This is a genomic window from Halomonas sp. HNIBRBA4712 (assembly GCF_043558675.1).
GTDB lineage: Bacteria > Pseudomonadota > Gammaproteobacteria > Pseudomonadales > Halomonadaceae > Vreelandella.
In genome coordinates, this window is record NZ_JBIFXR010000007.1 from 194,502 (window position 1) to 214,005 (window position 19,504).

The following is a 19,504-nucleotide window of genomic DNA, read 5'->3' on the forward strand; positions in this document are numbered from 1 at the left end:
GCGACTCATGAGCGATGTGTTTCTTTGCCACCCCCGCCGCACGGCGATCGGCCGCTTCGGTGGCACCCTCGCGCCGGTACGTCCGGACGATATGGCCGCGACGATTTTCAAGGCGGTGCTGAGTGAGGCCCCGGAGCTCGACCCGGCCGCCATCGAGGAGGTCTTCATGGGCTGCGCCAATCAGGCCGGCGAAGACAACCGCAACGTGGCGCGCATGTCGTCGCTGCTGGCGGGCATTCCCACCAGCGTGCCCGGCACCACCATGAACCGGCTGTGCGGCTCGGGTATGGATGCCGTGGGCACCGCGTTTCGTGCCATCAAGGCGGGTGAGATGGCGCTGGCCCTCGCCGGCGGCGTGGAGTCGATGTCCCGCGCGCCTTACGTGATGGGCAAGGCGGACAGCGCCTACTCCCGGAGCCAGAAGATCGAGGACACCACCATTGGCTGGCGCTTCGTGAACCCGGTGATGAAAAAATCCTTCGGCATCGACTCCATGCCGGAAACGGCGGAAAACGTCGCCGAGCAGTTCGACATTTCCCGTGAAGACCAGGACGCCTTTGCACTACGTTCCCAGCAAAAAGCCGCTGCCGCTCAAAAAGCGGGGCGTTTCGCGCGTGAAATCACCGCCATCGAGATTCCCCGCCGCAAGCAGGAGCCGCTGGTCTTCGATACCGACGAGCACCCGCGGGAAACGACGCTGGAGAAGCTCGCCGGGCTCCCCACGCCGTTTCGTAACGGCGGAAGCGTCACCGCCGGCAACGCCTCCGGGGTCAACGACGGCGCCGCCGCCATGCTGGTGGCAAGCGAAAAGGCGGTGAAACAGCACGGCCTCACGCCGATGGCGAAGATCATTGGTATGGCCACCGCCGGGGTCGAGCCGCGCATCATGGGCTACGGCCCGGTGCCGGCGGTGAAAAAGCTTCTGGCGCGTACCGGCGTATTGCTCGACGACATCGATGTCTTTGAGTTCAATGAAGCCTTCGCCGCCCAGGCGCTGGCCTGCATGCGCGATCTGGGCCTTGAAGACGACGACCCGCGGGTCAACCCCAACGGTGGCGCGATTGCGCTGGGCCACCCGCTCGGCATGTCCGGCGCGCGGCTTCTGCTCACCGCCGCCCATGAGTTACAGCAAAGCGGCAAGCGCTTCGCGCTGTGCACCATGTGCGTCGGCGTCGGCCAAGGCATCGCCACGCTGATCGAACGCGCCTGAAGGAGGTTTTCATGGCCTATCTGGATATGAACGGCCGCAGCGTCGCCTATCGGCTGCTCGGCGCCCAAACGAATCCGCTGGTGGTGCTGGCGCATCCGCTGGGCATGAGCCAGGCGGTGTGGGATGACGTTCTCCCGGCGCTGTTGCCGCGCTACCGGGTGCTCACCTGGGATCTACCCGGCCACGGCGCAAGCCAGGCGGTGAGCGGCGAGCGCATCACGCCCTCGGATCTCGCTCAGGACGCGCTAACGCTGGTCGAGCAGGCGGGAGTCGAGCGCTTTCACTTCGTTGGCACCTCCATCGGTGGGGTCATCGGACAGCAACTGGTCAAGGCGTACGGTGACCGGCTACTCTCGGCCACGCTGACCAATACCGGCGCGGTGATCGGCAATCCCGAGCTCTGGAACACCCGCGCCGCCCGAGTACGCGACGAAGGGCTCGCCGCCATGGCTCAGGAGATCGTGCCGCGCTGGTTCGGCCCCCAAGCGCTGGAGGCGAGCCCTGCGCTCAAAGCGGGCTGGTGCGTGCAGATGGGGCGCGGCGACGATGAATCCTACGCGCAGCTGTGCGAGATGCTGGGACGCGATACCTTCACCGGGCAACTGGCCGGTAAAGGTGTGAAGAGCCAACTGCTGGGCGGCAGCGACGACCTCGCCACCCCCCCGGATACGCTGCAAGCGCTGGCCGACGAACTCGGCGGTGCGCCGCTCGAGATCTTCGACAACGTGGGGCACGTGCCCTCGGTCGAGGCGCCCGAGCGCTTTGCCGAGACGCTCCTGGGCGCCATGGCCAGAGAGCTTGGCGACGTCGCCAACGACGGGGTGGCCTATGCCACCGGCCTTGAAACGCGCAAAGAGGTGCTGGGCGAGGCCCACGTCGAGCGCTCCACCGCCAACGCCAACAGCCTGGATACGCCCTTCCAGCAGATGATCACGCGCCTGGCCTGGGGAGAACTCTGGAGCAACGAGGATCTGACCCGGCGCGAACGCAGCATGATCACCACCGGCATCTTGGCGGCGCTTGGCCGTGAAGAGCTGACGCTGCATCTGAAAACGGCTCAACGTATCGGTTTGCGCGAGGCGGAGCTTCGCCAGGTGCTCATGCACGTGGCCATCTATGGCGGCGTACCGGCAGCCAATCACGCCTTTGCGCTGGCCAAGGAGCTGGGCTGGGGGGGGTGAGCGTCGCACCGTCGACCTGACACCAATAACAATTCATGTATTTATCGGAGCCATGCCATGACCACAGTTCAGCTATTGATCGACGGCCAGTCGTGCCCCGCCACGGAGGGCACCACTTTTGATCGCTGTAATCCACTCAGCGGTGAGAAGGTTACTCGGACGGCGGCGGCGTCGCCTGCCGACGTCGGCCGCGCCGTGGAGGCGGCCGAGCGCGCGTTCAAGACCTGGTCGCAAACGGGCCCGGGCGAGCGGCGCGCCAAACTCAACAAGGCCGCCGACCTGATGGAGGCGCGCCAGCAAGCGTTTATTGATACCATGGTCGATGAAACCGGCGCCACGCCGGGCTGGGCCGGTTTCAACGTCATGGTGGCAGCCAACGTGCTGCGCGAGGCGGCCTCAATCTCCACCCAGATCCAGGGGGATGTAATTCCCTCCAACGTGCCGAACAACCTGGCGATGGGCGTGCGCGTACCCTGCGGCGTGGTGGTCGGTATCGCGCCCTGGAATGCGCCGATCATCCTCGGTACGCGGGCGCTGGCCGGGCCGCTGGCCTGCGGCAATAGCGTCATCCTGAAAGCCTCGGAAATGTGCCCCCACACCCACGCGCTGATCGGCGAGGTGCTCGTTGAGGCGGGCTTGGGCGACGGCGTGGTCAACGTCATCCACAACGATCCGGCCAAGGCGGCGGAGGTGGTGAGCGCGCTGGTCGAGCACCCGGCGGTGCGGCGAGTCAACTTCACCGGCTCGACCCACGTGGGGCGGATCATCGCCGAGCAGGCGGCAAGGCACTTGAAGCCTGCGCTGCTCGAACTGGGCGGCAAGGCGCCGTTTCTCGTGCTCGACGATGCCGATGTCGACGCGGCGGTGGAGGCGGCGGCCTTTGGCGCCTTCTTCAACCAGGGCCAGATCTGCATGTCCACCGAGCGCTTGATCGTCGATGAGGCCGTGGCCGACGAGTTCGTCCAGAAGCTCGCGACGAAAGCGAAGACCTTGCGCGCCGGGGATCCGCGCGATGAGAACAACGCGCTCGGTACGCTGGTGAGTGCCGCTTCCGGCGACAAGCTCAACGAGCTGATCGATGACGCTACCGGCAAGGGCGCGCGGCTCACGTGTGGCGGAAAGGCGGAAGGCGTGGTCATGCAGCCCACCCTGCTCGATGGCGTGACCACCGAGATGCGTTTGTACGCTGAGGAGTCCTTTGGGCCGCTGGTCGCCATGATTCGCGTCAAGGGCGAGGAGGAGGCGATTCGCATCGCCAACGATAGCGAGTACGGCCTCTCCGGCGCGGTATTCACGCGTGATAGCGCCCGCGGACTGCGTGTGGCCAGCCAGATCGTCACCGGCATCTGTCATATCAACGCGCCCACGGTGCACGACGAGCCTCAGATGCCGTTTGGCGGCGTTAAAAACAGCGGCTACGGCCGGTTCGGCGGCAAGGCGGTGATCGAGGAGTTCACCGATCTGCGCTGGATGACACTTCAGACCGGCCCGCGCCACTACCCTATTTGAGGCTAACGCCCTGGCCCACCTCTAGTCACCACCCTGAAAGCGGCGCCAAGTGCGCCGCTTTTTTGCACTGAGCTACACCCGCGCTACGCTCGCTGCGCGGCGGTGACGGCGTTGATCAGAGTCGCGCAGAACCAGCGCTGGGACGCCGCGCGACGGGGTTGGGCGTGCCAGTGCAGCGCCACCTCGAAGCCAGGCACCGCGAAGGGCAGCTCGTGAACCGTGAGACTGGCATCCGCGAAACGTGCGGCGATCTGCAGCGGCAGGATCGCGATAAGGTCGCTGCCCTTCAGAACCTGCGGCAGTACCGAGAAGTGCGAAAGCGACAGGCTCACCTTGCGCTCGATGCCGCGCTGAGCCATCACCTCCTCGACCAGGCCGTGGCCCGATGAGGAGGCGATCGATACGTGTCGGCCATGAATGAATCGCTCTAAGCTCAAATCGTCGGCTGCGCCGCCTTGACGGTCGAGTAGGCAAACATAGCGATCCTCAAGCAGCACCTGCTTGTCGATACCAGCGCCGCCGAGCGTTCGGCTACAGATCACCGCGTTGACCTTCCCGGTCGTTAGCCACTCTCGCGCCTTGTCGATTTCCAGCGGTACGACCTCGAGCTCGGCCCCGGGCGCCTGGGCGTAGAAGGATTGCAAAATGGCAGGCAGTAGCGCCATTTCCCCCAGATCGGTCAGCGCCAGGTGAAAACGGAGCTTGCAGCGCTCGGGCGTAAAGTGACGGCTGCCGTCGATGGTGTCGTTGATCTGGCGCAGGGCCTCTTTCAGCGAAGGATAGAGCTGGTGCGCCACCGTGGTGGGCTCCATGCCTCGGGCGGTACGCACGAACAGCCGGTCGTCGAACAGCTCACGGAGCCGGCTCAAGGCGTAGCTGACCGACGGCTGGGTCACGTAAAGCTGCTCGGCGGCCTGGGTCACGCTGCCGGTTTCATACAGCATCACCAGGGTGCGCATCAGATTCAGATCGACCTGCGCCATTATCTATAATCCTCATCTATTTTAATAAGAAATAATATTGATTTGATTGATTATAGGCCGGCCCGCTAGCGTAAAGGAAACAAATCCAGACAGGAGCAGCCGATGCCCAGCGTTCACGCGATAACCTATGAACTCCTGCGCCGCCAGGGAATCACCAAAATTTTCGGTAATCCAGGGTCCAACGAGCTGCCGTTTCTCAAGGATATGCCAGCGGATTTCGAGTACATCCTGGGCCTGCATGAAGGCGTGGTGGCCGGAATGGCGGACGGTTACGCGCTGGCAAGCGGTAAGCCCGCCTTCGTCAACCTGCACGCTGCTGCGGGCACCGGCAACGCCATGGGAGCGCTGACCAACGCATGGTACTCCCATTCGCCGCTGGTGCTGACTGCCGGTCAACAGGCGCGCTCGATGATCGGCGTGGAATCGATGCTCGCCAACGTGGATGCACCACAGCTGCCCCGGCCGCTGGTCAAGTGGAGCTATGAACCGGCCTGCGCCGAAGATACGCCGCGAGCGCTGAGCCAGGCGATCCACAGTGCGAACGCGCGACCCCGGGGCCCGGTCTACGTCTCGATTCCCCACGACGACTGGCAACATGAGACCGGCGATGACGCCAGGCATCTGCTAGAGCGTGAGTTACATCATGCCCAGGTACCGCAGGTGGCACAGGTCGAACAGTTGGCTCAGCGCCTTCAGGTAGCGTCCAATCCGGTGCTGGTGCTGGGACCGGAAGTCGATGCCGAGCAGGCCAATGCGCTGACCGTCGAGCTTGCCGAGCGCCTGAAAATGCCGGTATGGGTGGCGCCGTCTGCGTCGCGCTGCCCGTTCCCCAATCGCCATCCCTGCTTTCGCGGCGTGCTCCCAGCGGCCATCGCAGGAATCAGTGAGCAACTCGGTGGTCATGATCTAGTCGTTGTCGTAGGTGCGCCGGTATTTCGCTATCACAAGTACGCGCCAGGATATTACCTGCCGGACGGAGCGCGCCTTGTACACGTTACCTCGGACGCGGACGAAGCCGCTCGGGCACCGATGGGCGAAGCCTATGTGGGCGGCGTACACGACATGCTCGACGCGCTGTTGGCGCAGCTGCAGACGAGCGAGCGGCCAATGCCCGACGCGCTTCCCGCGCCCGGCCCGGTGGTGGACGAGGAGGGTCGAATGGCTCCGGCCAACGTGTTCGAGGCGGTCAACGCCTTGGCGCCGGAAGATACTATCTACGTCAAGGAAGCCACTTCGACGGTGGAGATCTTCTGGGAGCGGGTCGAGATGCGCCACCCCGGCAGCTACTTCTTCCCCGCTGCGGGTGGGCTCGGTTTCGGCCTACCGGCGGCGGTGGGCGTCAAACTTGCCCGACCCGAGCGTCAGGTGATCGGCCTGGTGGGGGATGGCTCTGCCAACTACGCCATCACGGCGCTCTGGAGTGCCGCGCAGTACCGCGTTCCGGTGGTCTTCATCATCCTGAAGAACGGCACCTACGGCGCACTGCGCGGCTTTGCCAGGCACATGCAGGCGGAGGATGCGCCTGGGCTCGACGTGCCCGATATTGACTTCTGCGCGCTGGCCAACGGCTATGGCGTGGAGGCGGTATGCGCCAGCAATCGGGAGAGCCTGGAGGCCGCGCTGAGAAAGGGCCTGGCCATGGATGCACCGCTGCTGATCGAGGTACCCACCTTACAGACCTAGTGGCGGGCGCCGCCACGCTTTTGCGACACGCCAATCACGACCATCGCTTTACAACGACAAAAAGAGGATGACCTAATGAAACGTGCCATCTCACAAGGTTTCATCGTAACGCTGGCCGCCACCGTATCATTGGCCGCTCACGGTGAAACGCTGCGCCTGTCTCACTTCTGGCCGTCGGCCTCCGCCGTTCACAAGGAGATCTTCGAGGTCTGGGCCGACAGCGTCGAAGAGGCCTCCCAGGGAGAGCTCGACGTTCAGATATTTCCCTCTGGCACGCTTAGCAAACCGGATCATGCCTATCAGGGAGCGGTCGACGGCATTTCTGACATCGCCGCTTCGCTTCAGGGCTATACCGCTGGACGCTTCCCGCTCTCCGAGATCGTGCAACTGCCGGGCGTCTCCAGCAGCGCCACTCAGGGCTCCTGTATTCTGCAAACGATGTTTGACGAGGGGCTCATCGACAATGAGTACCAGGACGTTAAGGTGCTATTTCTGTTCACCACGGGGCCGGCGTACCTGCATACACGTAGCACCGATATCCAGTCGCCTTCGGATCTGGCGGGGCTGCGCATTCGCCGGCCAAGCGACGTGGCCGGAGAAATGCTGTCGAGCCTGGGGGCCAACCCGATCGGCATGCCGGCCCCGGATATCTACACCTCGCTTCAGCGCGGAGTAATGGACGGCTTGAGCTTCCCCTGGGAGGCGATGCGCGTGTTCGGAATCAACGAGCTGGTCGATTACCACCTGGAAGTGCCTTACTACTCCGGCGCGGTGATGGCGGTGATGAATCGCGACGCTTATGAGGCGCTTTCCGACCAAGCGCGTGCGGTAATCGATCAGCACAGCGGGATGACGTGGTCCCAGGTGGCTGGCGAGGTATATCACCACCTTGACGCGGTGGGCCGCGAAGAGGCGCTGGAGCAGGGTGATACCATCCATACCGTTGAGGACCCGCTCAGTGACCCGATGTGGGCGGGGCCGCTGGAGGAGGGCACCGAGCGCTATCTGACGCGACTCGAGGAGCGCGGGCTGGAGAACGCTCGCGAGGTTTATGAGCGTGCGCTAACCCTGCGCGATGAGTGCGGCGAGTAACGCGATGGTTTTCATGCGCGCGTGAATCGGCGATGGTAGCGCTTTCGTTTCGCGGATAGAGCGCCATGCTGAACGCCCGTATCAAACTGCGCCACCTGACGGCGTTTCTCGAAGTCGCCAAGCGGCGCAGTTTCGCTCGCGCCGCCGAGGCGCTTTCGATCAGCCAGCCGGGGATCTCCAAGGCGATCCGCGAGCTCGAGGAAATTCTCGAAACACCGCTGTTCGAACGGGGGAACCAGGGCGTTTCGCTTAGCCAAGCGGGGCTGACGCTTTTGCGCCACGCTGGTCCCGCGCTACGAGCACTCGATGAAGGCGTAGGGGCCATTGGCGACGGCCATCGCGGCACCCGCTGGCTACGGGTGGGGGCGCTCTCTACCGTCGAAAGCCGTTTACTGCCGCTGGCGATCCAGCGCTTTCATGCCGCACCACCGCTTGGCGTGAGGGAAATTGGCGTCTCGGTCGTGACCGGGTCCAGCGCCTATCTGCTTTCGCGTTTGCGCTTGGGCGAGTTGGATATGGTGGTGGGCCGGATGACCGAGGCGCGGGAGATCGGCGATCTCTACTTCGAGCATCTCTATTACGAGCCCCTTGTGATTGTCGCCCGCCGTGGCCATCCGCTGGCCCGAGTAGCGCCGGTCGCTGCCGACCAGCTCGTCGACTACCCCTGGGCACTACCGCCGCCGCAGACCACGCTGCGCCAGCAGGTGGACAGCTTCTGCGTGCGCCACGCCATTACTCTGCCACCGCTGTTACTTGAAACGCTGTCGCTACCAGTCAGCCAACGCTATACGCTGGAAAGCGACGCGCTCTGGATCGCCCCACGCGAGGCGGTGATTGGCGAACTCGAAAAGGGCGAACTCGTCGAGGTTGCGCTGCCCTTCGAGCCCCACGGCGGGTCGGTAGGAATCTGCACCAACGCGAGCATGGAGGCCTCGATGAACCGCGACGCGTTTTGCGAAACGCTGCGCCAGGTCGCTGCAGAGCGCATTCGACAAAGGTCCTAGCGCCCATAACCCATGGGTTATGGGCGGCCATGACTCTTCAATTGGCAAACGTGAGGCAGCGCGCCACACTCGCGGTTTACCGGCGCAGGCCTGGCCGATCATATAACGCCATCAAGAGCCTCTTCCATGACTCAGCACAATAACCGCTTCGTGACCCGTGATCGTAACTGGCACCCTCCGGCCTACGCCCCCGGCTACAAGACCTCGGTGGCGCGCTCGCCCCAGCAGGCGCTGATGAGCCTGCAACAGCCAACCGCCTCGGAGCTGACCGGCCCGGACTTTCGCCACCTGCGCATGGGGCGTTACGACAACGACCTGTTGATGAACTTTACCCAGGGCGAAGGGCTGCCCCAGGGGGAACGGATCATCATGTACGGCCGCGTGGTCGACCAGTTCGGCAAGCCCGTGCCGCATACGCTGGTGGAGATGTGGCAGGCCAACGCCGGCGGGCGTTACCGCCACAAGAAGGACGCCTACCTGGCGCCGCTGGACCCGCACTTCGGCGGGGTGGGGCGCTGTTTGACCGATGACCAGGGCTTTTACCGTTTTCGCACCATCAAGCCCGGCCCCTACCCTTGGCCCAACGATGTCAACAGCTGGCGACCGGCGCATATCCACGTGTCGGTCACCGGTGAGTCGATCTCCACGCGCTTGATTACACAGATGTATTTCGAAGGCGACCCGCTGATTCCGCTGTGCCCGATCGTGCATACGCTCAACGACCCCGAGGCCGTGGAAACGATGATCGGGCGGCTGGACATGGCCCAGAGCCGGCCGATGGACTGTCTCGCCTACCGCTTCGACATCGTCGTGCGTGGCGCGCTACAGACCTACTTTGAAAACCAGTAAGGCAGGGGAAACCACCATGAAACAGCCCAACACCCAGCCGATGCACGAGCTGATGCTGCGTGAGACCGCCTCGCAAACCGCCGGGCCTTACGTTCATATCGGCCTGGCACCCGCCGCCGCGGGCAACCCGGAGCGCGATGAAGAGATCTGGAATGAGATGGCCAGGCCCGGCGCCCAGGGTGAGCACATCGAGATTCGCGGCACCGTGATCGACGGCAACGGTGACCTGGTGCGCGACGCCTTTCTGGAGGCCTGGCAGGCCGATGCGGATGGCGTTTATCAATCGCATTACGATTTACGTAAAGATTTCAACAGCTTCGGACGGACCGCCAGCATGGCGGAAGAGAACAGCGAGTGGTCGCTGAAAACCATTAAGCCCGGCGCGGTGCTCCACCCTAGCGGCAAGCCGATGGCGCCGCATATCAACCTTGCGGTCTTCGCCAGGGGGATCAATATCCACCTGCAGACCCGGCTCTACTTCGACGACGAAGTTGATGCCAACGCGGCGTGCCCGGTGCTGTCCCGCGTCGAATCGGATAGCCGTCGTCAAACGCTGATCGCCAGGCGAGAAGAGGCGAACGGGGTAGTGCGCTACCGCTTCGACATTCGCCTGCAGGGCCCGGGTGAGACGCTCTTTTTCGATTTTTGAGCCTCCAGCCGGATACAAAAGCGCCAGGGCTCTGCCCTGGCGCTTTTGTATCCGGCGGGCCTGGAAGACCGCCTCGTTTTCCCGGTTTTTAACGAGTGTCAGGCGTCGCTCACCGCGCACTCCGTCTTGAGACTCATGGCGGTATCGTAAACCTCCTGTGCGTTACCGCCGACCTCGCCGATATAGCGGTCGATGGTTTCCTGTAGCACCGGGCCCCAGTCGGGGTCGTTGAGCGCATCGTCGATCTCGATGAAGGTGTGGCCCGCCTCGACGGCTTCCTGACGGCCTTCGGCAATCAGCGTGTCGTAGACCTCGGCGGCGCGCATCGACCACGCCATGCCGCTGTACTCGTCGATGACCGCTTGAAGGTCGGCGGGCAGGTTGTCGTAATTGCGCTGGTTCATGACGGCAAACAGCGAGAGATCGTAAAGCGGGACTTCGGTGTGGTAGTTCGCCAGCTCGCTGAGTCGGAATGTCTTCATGCCCTCCCAGTTGAAGCTCAAGCCATCGACGACGCCGCGCTGCATGGCGGTGAAGACGTCCGGCGCCGGCATGCCGACGGCCTGGGCGCCCAGGCGCTCCATCATGTCGCCGACCAGCGAGGTGGGCCGGCGCAGCCGCAGCCCGGCCAGGTCATCGGGCTTTTCGATCTGGCGCTCTTTGGTGTGCAGATAACCCGGGCCAGTGGTGAAGAAGAACAGCGGCCGGGTGTCGGCATACTCGTCCTCCAGGTAGCCCTGGTCATAGAGCGACTGCAGAATGCAGGCGCCTTCGCTGGCGCTCGAGGAGACGCCGGGCAGCTCGACGATCTGCGTCAAGGGGAAGCGTCCGGACGTATAACCCTAGGCCGAGGCGCCGATATCGGCAATGCCGCGGGCAGTGCTGTCATACGTCTGGGCGGACTTGGCGAGCGTTTGGCTGGGAAACACCTCCACGTCGAGCTCGCCGCCGGACGCTTCGCTGACGCTGTCGGCCCAGGCCTGAAAGAGCGCGCTGTCGACCATCGAGCCGCCGGGCCAAACGTGGGCCAGGCGCAGCGTGGTCTGGGCCTGGGCGGCGGCGGGTAAGAAAACGAGCGCGCTCATCAGCGCGGCACGTGCCACGGTCGTCGGGATTTTTTTCATTATAGTTATCCTTTTGCTTTCTCGAGCAGGATCCGGGTTGATGAAAACTTAAAGGTCCAATACGAGTACGCTGCTTTTAGCACGTGAACAGCACGGCGTGAACTGGTCGTTGGCCGCATGCTCGTGCTCCTCGAGATAGAGGTCCCGGTGATCCGGCTCGCCTTCGAGCACGCGGGTCAGGCAGGTGCCGCACACGCCCTGCTCACAAGAGACCATGATCTCGATACCGTTTTCGGCCAGCACTTGATGGACGGTCTTGTCCGCCGGCACGGTGAAGCTTGCACCGCTGCTGGCGATGCGCACCTCGAAGCTACCGTCGTCGTCACTCGAGATGTCGGCGCCGCTGAAGTACTCGGTATGCACCTGATCCTCCGGCCAGCCGCTAGCCTTGCAGGTGGTCATGACCGCATCGATGAAACCCTTGGGGCCGCATACGTAAACGTGGGTATCGGCCCTGGGCTCGCCAAGCAGCGCATCGAGGTTCAGGTGCTGGCTCGCCTCGCCATCGTCGAAGTGAAAATTCACGCTGTTGGCGAAGCTCGAATCCTGCAGGCGCTGATAAAACGCGGTGCGCTCCCGGGAGCGGGTGCAGTAGTGCAGCTCGAACTCGCCGTCGGTATGCGCCATGCGCTCGGCCATGCACAAAAGCGGCGTGATGCCGATGCCGCCGGCCAGCAGCAGCGTGTGCTCGGCGGGCTTGAGTGGAAAGTGGTTTTTGGGCGCGCTGATTTGCACCAGATCGCCGACCTGGATCTCATCGTGCATGGCGTGGGAGCCACCGCGCGAGTGGGCGTCGCGCAGCACGCCGATCAGGTAACGATCGCGATCCTCTGAATGGTTGCAAAGCGAATACTGGCGCACCAGCCCGTCCTTGATACGCACATCGATATGCGCGCCGGCGCTGAAGGCCGGAAGCTCCCGCCCGTGGGGGTCGGCGAGCTCGAAGGTGACGATATCGCGCGCCTCGACGTGGCGCGCTTTCACTTCCACGATCATCGAAGGGGCGGTGTGAGTCATGCGCTCGCCTCCACGCGAGTGGCCTCGCGCTCCTCAGAAAGGATGCGGTCGATGATCCGGCGTGCCTGTACGCCGCCGCCGTCGATGTTGAGCTTCAGAAGCTGGCGGTCCGGGTACCTGAGCAGATTGCGCTGTTGCGCCTCGAGCATCTCCAGATCCTCCTCGAAAATCTTGCCCTGGCCTTCGCGGATCTTGTCGGTCAGCGCCTGATCCTCGGGTTTGAAGTTGCGCGCCATGCCCCAGAAGTACCAGATCGAGGTATCCGACTCCGGTGTAATGAAGTCGACCACGATACTCGACGCCTTCTTGTCTGCCGGCGCCTTGGCCCCGCCATTACCGGCATGAGCGACGCCCACTTCGATCAGCACGTGGCTTGGCGGGGTGAAGCGACAGATCTGCCAGCGGTCCACCGGGACATCGTCGGCCAGGCCGTTGCCGCGCAGCGCCGCTTGCCAAAACGGCGGGGCCGGAATGTTCTCCATCTCGCGGCGGGTGACGACTTCATCGCCGTTGACGTTGGTATCCGGCGCGGCCTCTTCGATCTCCGGCTGGCCGATACTGGAGGCGTGAACGTAGGTCTCGTGAGTCAGATCCATGAGGTTATCGATCATCAGCCGGTATTCGCAGCCAATATGATAGAGTCCGCCGCCATAGGCCCACTCGGGGTTATCCGCCCACTCGAGCACGGGAATGAGGCTCGTGTCCGCCTTGTCAGAATCGCCTGGCCAGATCCAGATAAACCCGTAGCGCTCCTCGACCGGATACGTCCGGACGCTGGGAAAGCCGCGTACGCGCTGGCCGGGCATGCTGTCGCACTTGCCGCTACAGTTCATTTCCAGGCCGTGATAACCGCACACCAGCTTGCCGTCGCACACGAAGCCCAGGGAGAGCGGCGCGCCGCGGTGGGGGCAGAAGTCGTCCATGGCGGCGACGCGGCCTTCGTCGCCGCGAAAGAAAACGACCGGCTTGTTGCAGATGGTGCGCCCGAGCGGCTTGTTGTCGATTTCGTCAGGCGTGCAGGCAACGTACCAGGTGTTCAGGGGGTAAGGGGCTTGTCGAGTCACGGTGGTATCCTTTTTGGAATTCATTGGTTTTTTATTATTGGATCCAAAGTAAAGGAGATAGGCGTTTTAACCGTCAACCCATACTTTGGTTTAGCTTGCCTTGAAACAGCCACTTGATGGTCAATGGCGGAGGGCCCGAATGAGTAACAACGATAAGAGTGTCGCTAGCCGGCTGCGCAAGTTGATCGAGGATGGTCACTACCCTCAAGGCGAGCGCTTGGGTGAAGAGGCGGTTGCCGAGCGGCTCGGAGTGTCGAGAACCCCCGTCAGACTAGCGTTTCGCAGTCTGGAGCAGGAAGGGCTTCTACAGCGCGCTGAAAAGCGCGGTTACAGGGTGCGCCAATTTACCGAAGCCGACATTCGCTGCGCGGTGGAGGTTCGCGGCGTGCTGGAAGGGTTGGCCGCACGCCGGCTGGCCGAGCGTGGGATGACCGACGAGCAGCGTCATGATCTGATATTGTGGATCCAAAAAGGGCGAGACGTTATTGGAAAGGGGGCTCTGCAGGAGGAAGACATCGACAGCTGGATAGAGCTCAACTACCGGTTTCACGAAAAGATCGTGAGCTCCGCCGATAGCAGCGTCATCGGCGATGCCATCGCACGCAATAACCACCTGCCCTTTGCCGCTGCCGCCTCCATCGTGATCGATGAAAACGATCTGGCCAGCGAATTCAAGAAGCTTCAGCTTGCCCAGCTACATCACGAACTGATTTTCCAGGCACTCGAGTCGGGCGAAGGGGCGCGTGTGGAGATGTTGATGCGAGAACATGCGCTCATCGGCATACGCTACCAGGCGTTTTTTCGATGACGGTTTGAGCGTTCGCTATCAGCAGCTTCGTTGAAATAGCGTGGCAGGGCCTTGTTTGAGCCTGAAAAATGACGGTGTATAGACCAAGGTCGATTAGCGACAGGGCGGTGACTGGATTAAGGTGAATCTAAAGGACGAACTAATATTCGTTATGCGAACATCGTTTGTTCCAACGACCCGACTGGAGCTCCCCATGAAAGCAATGTTTACCCGGTGTGCGCTTGCCGCCACCATCGCTGGCCTCTCCATCGCATCCGCTCAGGCGGCCACCACGCTGCGCATGGCGCACTTCTGGCCCGGCGCATCTGCTGTCAATGAAGATGTGCTGCAGGCCTGGGCCGATACCATCGCCGAAGAGTCCGATGGTGACCTGACGGTACAGATGTTCCCTTCGGGCACGCTCGCCAAGCCGGACTCCATTTATGAGGCAGCGGCCAACGGCATTACTGACATCGGCGCGACGGCCCAAGGCTATACGGCAGGACGCTTCCCGCTTTCCCAGATCGTCGAGTTGCCCGGCGTCGCCCGCTCGGCGACCCAGGGCGCCTGCGTACTGCAGACGCTTTATGACGATGGCCTTCTCGACAGCGAGTACGAGGATACCCGGCCGCTGTTCATGTTCACTACGGGCCCGGGCGGCATTCATACCATCGATACCGACGTGCAGACCCCGGCGGATCTCGAGGGGCTTCGTATTCGTCGCCCCACCGCCGTGGCCGGTGAAATGCTCGAGAACATGGGCGCAAGCCCGGTGGGCATGCCGGCGCCGGACATCTATACCTCCATGCAGCGCGGTGTGATCGACGGCTTGAGCTTCCCCTGGGAGGGGCTTGGCAGCTTTCGTATCAATGAGCTGGTGAGCTATCACACCGAGGTACCGTTCTACACGCTGGTCTTCGTCGCCACCATGAACCAGCGCGCCTATGACCGTTTGACCCCGGAACAGCAGGCGGTGATCGACGCCAACTCGGGCATGAAGTGGGCCGAGAAGGCCGGCGAGGTCTTCGATCGTCTCGATGTGGAAGGCAAGCAGGAGGCGGTCGACGCCGGGCATACGATTCGCGAGATCGAGAACCCGCTTGAGAACCCGGATTGGCAGGGCCCGCTCGAGGAGGGTATCGAGACCTACCTGAGCCAGCTCGAAGCGCGTGGACTCGATCAGGCGCGCGACGTTTACCAGGCCGCGCTCAGCGCCAGCGCCTCCTGCGAAAGCCCCCAGGAGTAAGCAATGCAGCGTTCTCTGGAAAAGGTCAGCCACTGGCTGGCCTTTTGTTGTCGTGTGGTGGCCGGGGTGGCGCTGGTCGCACTTTTGATGGTGACCATCGCCGATGTCGGCACCCGCTATCTCTATCGCTTGACCGACGGCGCGTTAGCGCTTCGCGTGAGCGGCAGCGTCGAGCTTGTGAGCTATCTCATGCTGTGCTCGCTGCTCGCGGCCATGGCGGCCAACGTCGAGAAGAGCCAAGTGGTGGTCGAGGCGTTTTCACACCGGCTTCCCCAGTGGATAAAAAATCGCGTTCACGGCCTATACCTGCTGGGGTTTGCCGCCCTGGGCCTGGTGCTTTTTACCGGCCTGCTGGATTCGGCGGCGGCGGCCTCGCGCCACGGTGAGGTAACCCAGGATCTGCGCCTGCCCATGGGGCCCATTTACTACGCGGCGGCGGCGATAAGCCTGCTGCTCGGGATTCGCAGCGCCCTGCACGCAGTGCTCGGTGCGCTCTTTGGTGTCGATGTGGAGGTGGCCGATGGGGAGTGAAATGATCGGTGCCATCGGGCTTGGCCTGTTGCTGGTACTCATGGTGCTCCGGGTGCCCGTTGCGCTGACCATGCTGATCATCGGCGTGGGGGGCTTTGCCTCGATCATCAGCTTCGACGCCGCTATCGCGCAGCTCAAGACCGTGCCCATCGAGGTGCTGTCGAACTACAGCTTCAGCGCCGTACCCATGTTCATCCTCATGGGCGTGCTGGCGGCGCACTCGGGCATGGCGGGCAAGCTTTTTGACGCCACGCGCACGATCTGCGGCGGCTGGAAAGGCGGTTTGGCGATTGCCGCGGTTGGCTCCTGCGGGGTGTTTTCGGCGATTTCAGGCTCGTCGCTGGCCACCGCCAGTACCATGACTCGCGTGGCACTGCCGGAAATGGAGCGCTACGGCTACAACCGCGGCCTGGCCACCGGGGCGCTGGCCGCGGGCGGCACGCTCGGCATCATGATCCCGCCCAGCATCGCGCTGCTGATCTACGCAATTTTGACCGAACAGTCCGTCGGCGACATGTTCATGGCGGGGCTGATTCCCGGCCTGATGGGGCTGGTGATGTACGCGCTAACCGTAACGGTAGTCATGCACCTTCGTCCGAGCCTGGCGGTGGCCGGCGAGCCGACCTCCTGGCGGGCGAAACTGGGTTCGGTCTCCGGCCTCATTCCCTTTTTCGCCGTTTTTCTGGTGATGATCCTGGGCATCTATTTCGGCCTGTTTACGCCCACCGAAGGCGCCAGCGTCGGGGCGTTCGCCACGCTACTCTACGCGCTTTTCAAGGGCATGCGCGGGGCCGGGCTGTGGCGTAGTCTGCAGGAGACATTGGCACTATCGGCGGTGGTGTTCTTCATGCTGGTCGGCGCCGAGACGCTGGGCTACTTCATCTCGGTCTCGCGCATCTCGTTCTCCATCAGTGACTTTCTTTACGGCCTGGATCTGGCGCCCATCGTGGTGGTGCTGTGCATTCTGCTGCTCTACTTCGTGCTCGGCATGTTCATGGACTCGATCGCCATGCTGGTGATTACCGTGCCGGTGGTCTATCCGATCATCCAGGCGCTGGGTATCGATCCGGTATGGTTCGGCATCATCACTGTACTCACCGTGGAGCTTGGCCTGATCACCCCGCCGGTGGGCATGAACGTGTTCGTCATCAAGGCGATGGCGCCGCACGTCGGGCTTGGCGAGATCTTCAAGGGCGTGGCGCCGTTCATCGTGTCGGACTTCGTTCGCTTGGCGCTTCTGGTGGCGTTTCCCGTGCTGAGTACCTTTTTCCTGCTATAGCGTCGAGGGACTAAAACGGTCGGCTGTCGTGAATGCTACGGCTGCTCTGCCAGGCGCTTTCGAAACGCACGCGGTGCCAGTGTCATATTGCGTTTGAAAAAGCGCGTGAAGTAGGCCGGCTCGGAAAAGCCCAGGCCGTCGGCGATCTCGGCGATGGTCATGTTGGTATAAGTGAGCTGGCGTTTGGCCTCGAGCAGCAGCCGGTCGTGAAGTATCTGCAAGGCGCTCAGGCCTTCCTGCTGACGGCACAGCAGGTTGAGGTGCGCGCGACTGAGCCCGAGTTCGCGCGCCAGCGCCTCGATGCCGGGCTGCTCCCGAAAGCGCTGCTCGACCAGCGCATGAAACCGCTCGAGATGCCGGCGACCCTTTTCCCGCACCACCGGCACCTTCCGTTGAGGCGTTGGCTTGAGCGGCAGCAGCAGACGCTCGAGTTCGATGGCCAGCGCCAGGGCCAGCACCTCCAGCAGCTGGCGCCGCCCCGGCGCCGGATGACGATACTCACGGTCGATCTGCCCCACCAGCGTAACGATTTGCGCTCGATTCGACGCCGCCTCTAGAGCGTAAAACCCCGCCTGCCTCAGCGCTTTGCCATCGTCGAGTGCGCCCCCCAGGTGATCCACCAGCGGCTGGGCCAGAGTCACGATGTGTCCTTCCACGTCCGGCGAAAAGCAGAATCCGTGAATCGTCATCGCCGGTACGACGATGACCCCCGCCTCCCAATGATGGTGATGCGACCCCTCCAGCTCCAGGTCGACGCTGCCGCAAGTGATCAGCAGAACGTGAACCAGGTCGGTATGACGATGCGGCCGAATACGCCAATCGTGCAGCCGGCTGCGCTCCTGGATGGACTCGCAGTGCAACAAGTCCGGCGTCGGCCAATGGCGGGTTTCACCGTAGAGCTTGAACACGGGAACGAGGGTGGCGAGTGACATGGTGGGCTCCGCTGGTGCGTGTGACTAAAGTCGACTATTTATGCGCCAAAAGTCCAGATTTAAGCCGATATGTTGCCTTACCCAAGCGCTTCTTTCGATCAAAAATACAACTCATGAGTGGTTGTGACACCATCTTTGGGGAGAATTTCGATGAAGACTCAGGTAGCGATTATCGGTGCGGGTCCGTCGGGCCTGCTGCTCGGGCAGCTGTTGCAGCGCCAGGGTATCGACAACGTGATTGTCGAGCGGCGCAGCGGCGAGTACGTGCTGAGCCGTATCCGAGCCGGGGTGCTCGAGCAGGGCACGGTGGATCTTCTGCATGAAGCTGGCGTCGACCGGCGCATGAACGAGGAGGGACTGCCCCACGATGGCTTCGAACTCGCCTTCGACAATCGTCGCGTGCGCGTCGCTCTCGACGAGCTGACTGGCGGCAGCCGGGTCATGGTTTACGGCCAGACCGAAGTGACGCGCGACTTGATGCAGGCGCGCGAGGCCGCCGGGGCCACCACGCTCTACGAGGCGGACAACGTTCAGCCGTTCGACATGGAAAGCGACGCCCCTTATCTCACGTTCGAGCATAACGGCGAAACGGTGCGGCTCGACTGCGACTACATAGCCGGCTGCGATGGCTACCACGGCGTGTCGCGTCAGAGCATTCCCGAGGACCGCCTCACCGAGTTCGAAAAGGTCTACCCCTTTGGCTGGCTGGGGCTTTTATCGGATACGCCGCCGGTGTCCGACGAGCTGATCTACGCGCGTCACGCGCGCGGTTTTAGCTTGTGCAGCATGCGCTCCGCCACCCGCAGCCGCTATTACCTGCAGGTGCCGCTCGATGAAAAAGTGGAGGAGTGGTCCGACGAGCGCTTCTGGGAAGAGCTGAAACGCCGCCTGCCCGACGAGGTCGCCGATAAGCTGGTGACCGGGCCTTCCATCGAGAAAAGCATCGCGCCGCTTCGCAGTTTCGTGGTGGAGCCCATGCAGTACGGCAAGCTTTTTCTGGTCGGCGACGCGGCGCATATTGTGCCGCCTACCGGCGCCAAGGGGCTCAACCTGGCCGCCAGTGACGTGAACACGCTCTACCGGCTGATGGTGAAGATCTACCAGGAAGGCCGCACGGATTTGATCGAGCGCTACTCCGAGACGTGTCTCAAGCGTATCTGGAAGGCTGAACGCTTCTCCTGGTGGATGACGTCCATGCTGCACAACTTCTCCGATGAAGACGACTTCGATAGCCGCTTGCAGCTCGCCGAACTCGACTACGTCACGAGCTCACCCGCGGGTTTGACCACGATTGCCGAGAACTATGTGGGATTGCCTTACGAGTCGCTCGAGTAACGTGTAGTCATGCCTGGACGCTAGTCCGG

The 19,504-nt window shown here is 62.9% G+C and carries 17 protein-coding genes and 1 pseudogene; 13 read left to right on the forward strand and 5 right to left on the reverse strand.

Going from position 1 to position 19,504, the window contains the following annotated elements; translation table 11 throughout:
* Positions 1 to 7 precede the first annotated feature (7 nt).
* The 3 genes from pcaF to ACGK9R_RS14385 are packed head-to-tail and all read left to right on the forward strand — an operon-like array spanning position 8 to position 3,900.
* Positions 8 to 1,210 carry a 3-oxoadipyl-CoA thiolase gene (gene pcaF, locus ACGK9R_RS14375; RefSeq protein ID WP_394582419.1) on the forward strand — a complete coding sequence of 401 codons (1,203 nt, stop codon included), beginning with the start codon at positions 8 to 10 and terminating at the stop codon, positions 1,208 to 1,210.
* Positions 1,211 to 1,221: 11 nt separating this feature from the next.
* Complete coding sequence (locus ACGK9R_RS14380) at positions 1,222 to 2,391, forward strand: alpha/beta fold hydrolase (protein ID WP_394582421.1); 1,170 nt, start codon at positions 1,222 to 1,224, stop codon at positions 2,389 to 2,391.
* 57 nt (positions 2,392 to 2,448) lie between these two features.
* Complete coding sequence (locus ACGK9R_RS14385) at positions 2,449 to 3,900, forward strand: aldehyde dehydrogenase (protein WP_394582423.1); 1,452 nt, start codon at positions 2,449 to 2,451, stop codon at positions 3,898 to 3,900.
* Between the two features lie 83 nt (positions 3,901 to 3,983).
* On the opposite strand, the gene ACGK9R_RS14390 is transcribed toward ACGK9R_RS14385, so the two are convergent.
* The gene (locus ACGK9R_RS14390; protein WP_394582425.1) at positions 3,984 to 4,883 is read right to left on the reverse strand and encodes a LysR substrate-binding domain-containing protein; all 900 of its coding nucleotides are present in this window, start codon (positions 4,881 to 4,883) and stop codon (positions 3,984 to 3,986) included.
* A gap of 102 nt (positions 4,884 to 4,985) precedes the next feature.
* Between ACGK9R_RS14390 and mdlC the strand changes: the two genes are divergently transcribed.
* The 5 genes from mdlC (at position 4,986) to pcaG (ending at position 10,160) form a co-directional block, all read left to right on the forward strand.
* On the forward strand, positions 4,986 to 6,566 hold the full coding sequence (gene mdlC, locus ACGK9R_RS14395; protein WP_394582427.1) for a benzoylformate decarboxylase: 1,581 nt from the start codon (positions 4,986 to 4,988) through the stop codon (positions 6,564 to 6,566).
* A gap of 75 nt (positions 6,567 to 6,641) precedes the next feature.
* Positions 6,642 to 7,658 (forward strand): TRAP transporter substrate-binding protein, encoded by a 1,017-nt coding sequence (locus ACGK9R_RS14400; protein WP_394582429.1) that lies wholly within the window; start codon positions 6,642 to 6,644, stop codon positions 7,656 to 7,658.
* Between the two features lie 65 nt (positions 7,659 to 7,723).
* A complete protein-coding gene (gene pcaQ / locus ACGK9R_RS14405; RefSeq protein WP_394582431.1) occupies positions 7,724 to 8,662 on the forward strand; it encodes a pca operon transcription factor PcaQ in 939 nt (312 codons plus the stop codon).
* A 126-nt stretch (positions 8,663 to 8,788) separates the two neighbouring features.
* Entirely contained in the window at positions 8,789 to 9,511 is a 723-nt protein-coding gene (gene pcaH, locus ACGK9R_RS14410; protein WP_394582433.1) for a protocatechuate 3,4-dioxygenase subunit beta, read from the forward strand.
* Positions 9,512 to 9,527: 16 nt separating this feature from the next.
* Positions 9,528 to 10,160, forward strand: a complete 633-nt coding sequence (gene pcaG / locus ACGK9R_RS14415; protein WP_394582435.1) for a protocatechuate 3,4-dioxygenase subunit alpha — start codon at positions 9,528 to 9,530, stop codon at positions 10,158 to 10,160.
* A gap of 98 nt (positions 10,161 to 10,258) precedes the next feature.
* On the opposite strand, the pseudogene ACGK9R_RS14420 reads toward pcaG, so the two are convergent.
* The 3 genes and pseudogenes from ACGK9R_RS14420 to ACGK9R_RS14430 form a co-directional block, all read right to left on the reverse strand.
* Positions 10,259 to 11,284, reverse strand: a pseudogene (locus tag ACGK9R_RS14420) (TRAP transporter substrate-binding protein).
* Between the two features lie 48 nt (positions 11,285 to 11,332).
* The gene (locus ACGK9R_RS14425) at positions 11,333 to 12,301 is read right to left on the reverse strand and encodes a PDR/VanB family oxidoreductase (protein WP_394582437.1); all 969 of its coding nucleotides are present in this window, start codon (positions 12,299 to 12,301) and stop codon (positions 11,333 to 11,335) included.
* Positions 12,298 to 13,365: a Rieske 2Fe-2S domain-containing protein gene (locus ACGK9R_RS14430; protein ID WP_394582439.1), complete on the reverse strand. Its 1,068-nt coding sequence runs from the start codon at positions 13,363 to 13,365 to the stop codon at positions 12,298 to 12,300. The genes ACGK9R_RS14425 and ACGK9R_RS14430 overlap by 4 nt, the downstream gene beginning before the upstream one ends.
* A 139-nt stretch (positions 13,366 to 13,504) precedes the next feature.
* On the opposite strand from ACGK9R_RS14430, the gene ACGK9R_RS14435 reads away from it, so the two are divergent.
* The 4 genes from ACGK9R_RS14435 (at position 13,505) to ACGK9R_RS14450 (ending at position 17,208) form a co-directional block, all read left to right on the forward strand.
* Complete coding sequence (locus ACGK9R_RS14435; RefSeq protein ID WP_394582441.1) at positions 13,505 to 14,173, forward strand: GntR family transcriptional regulator; 669 nt, start codon at positions 13,505 to 13,507, stop codon at positions 14,171 to 14,173.
* A gap of 193 nt (positions 14,174 to 14,366) precedes the next feature.
* Positions 14,367 to 15,398, forward strand: a complete 1,032-nt coding sequence (locus ACGK9R_RS14440) for a TRAP transporter substrate-binding protein (RefSeq protein ID WP_394582443.1) — start codon at positions 14,367 to 14,369, stop codon at positions 15,396 to 15,398.
* 3 nt (positions 15,399 to 15,401) lie between these two features.
* Entirely contained in the window at positions 15,402 to 15,929 is a 528-nt protein-coding gene (locus tag ACGK9R_RS14445) for a TRAP transporter small permease (RefSeq protein WP_394582445.1), read from the forward strand.
* A complete protein-coding gene (locus ACGK9R_RS14450) occupies positions 15,919 to 17,208 on the forward strand; it encodes a TRAP transporter large permease (RefSeq protein ID WP_394582448.1) in 1,290 nt (429 codons plus the stop codon). Before ACGK9R_RS14445 ends, ACGK9R_RS14450 begins: the two co-directional genes overlap by 11 nt.
* 35 nt (positions 17,209 to 17,243) lie before the next feature.
* On the opposite strand, the gene ACGK9R_RS14455 is transcribed toward ACGK9R_RS14450, so the two are convergent.
* A complete protein-coding gene (locus tag ACGK9R_RS14455; RefSeq protein WP_394582451.1) occupies positions 17,244 to 18,140 on the reverse strand; it encodes a helix-turn-helix domain-containing protein in 897 nt (298 codons plus the stop codon).
* 150 nt (positions 18,141 to 18,290) lie between these two features.
* Between ACGK9R_RS14455 and pobA the strand changes: the two genes are divergently transcribed.
* Positions 18,291 to 19,475: a 4-hydroxybenzoate 3-monooxygenase gene (gene pobA / locus ACGK9R_RS14460; protein ID WP_394582454.1), complete on the forward strand. Its 1,185-nt coding sequence runs from the start codon at positions 18,291 to 18,293 to the stop codon at positions 19,473 to 19,475.
* The last annotated feature ends 29 nt before the right edge of the window (positions 19,476 to 19,504 follow it).

What these genes read in the sequence shown, in the direction of transcription:
- ACGK9R_RS14380 (WP_394582421.1), top strand. Translation starts at nt 1,222, where the DNA reads ATGGCCTATCTGGATATGAACGGCCGCAGCGTCGCCTATCGGCTGCTC.
- ACGK9R_RS14445 (WP_394582445.1), top strand. Translation starts at nt 15,402, where the DNA reads ATGCAGCGTTCTCTGGAAAAGGTCAGCCACTGGCTGGCCTTTTGTTGT.
- pcaF (WP_394582419.1), top strand. Translation starts at nt 8, where the DNA reads ATGAGCGATGTGTTTCTTTGCCACCCCCGCCGCACGGCGATCGGCCGC.
- ACGK9R_RS14440 (WP_394582443.1), top strand. Translation starts at nt 14,367, where the DNA reads ATGAAAGCAATGTTTACCCGGTGTGCGCTTGCCGCCACCATCGCTGGC.
- ACGK9R_RS14400 (WP_394582429.1), top strand. Translation starts at nt 6,642, where the DNA reads ATGAAACGTGCCATCTCACAAGGTTTCATCGTAACGCTGGCCGCCACC.
- pobA (WP_394582454.1), top strand. Translation starts at nt 18,291, where the DNA reads ATGAAGACTCAGGTAGCGATTATCGGTGCGGGTCCGTCGGGCCTGCTG.
- ACGK9R_RS14450 (WP_394582448.1), top strand. Translation starts at nt 15,919, where the DNA reads ATGGGGAGTGAAATGATCGGTGCCATCGGGCTTGGCCTGTTGCTGGTA.
- pcaG (WP_394582435.1), top strand. Translation starts at nt 9,528, where the DNA reads ATGAAACAGCCCAACACCCAGCCGATGCACGAGCTGATGCTGCGTGAG.
- ACGK9R_RS14390 (WP_394582425.1), bottom strand. Translation starts at nt 4,883, where the DNA reads ATGGCGCAGGTCGATCTGAATCTGATGCGCACCCTGGTGATGCTGTAT.
- ACGK9R_RS14455 (WP_394582451.1), bottom strand. Translation starts at nt 18,140, where the DNA reads ATGTCACTCGCCACCCTCGTTCCCGTGTTCAAGCTCTACGGTGAAACC.
- pcaQ (WP_394582431.1), top strand. Translation starts at nt 7,724, where the DNA reads ATGCTGAACGCCCGTATCAAACTGCGCCACCTGACGGCGTTTCTCGAA.
- mdlC (WP_394582427.1), top strand. Translation starts at nt 4,986, where the DNA reads ATGCCCAGCGTTCACGCGATAACCTATGAACTCCTGCGCCGCCAGGGA.
- ACGK9R_RS14435 (WP_394582441.1), top strand. Translation starts at nt 13,505, where the DNA reads ATGAGTAACAACGATAAGAGTGTCGCTAGCCGGCTGCGCAAGTTGATC.
- pcaH (WP_394582433.1), top strand. Translation starts at nt 8,789, where the DNA reads ATGACTCAGCACAATAACCGCTTCGTGACCCGTGATCGTAACTGGCAC.
- ACGK9R_RS14385 (WP_394582423.1), top strand. Translation starts at nt 2,449, where the DNA reads ATGACCACAGTTCAGCTATTGATCGACGGCCAGTCGTGCCCCGCCACG.
- ACGK9R_RS14425 (WP_394582437.1), bottom strand. Translation starts at nt 12,301, where the DNA reads ATGACTCACACCGCCCCTTCGATGATCGTGGAAGTGAAAGCGCGCCAC.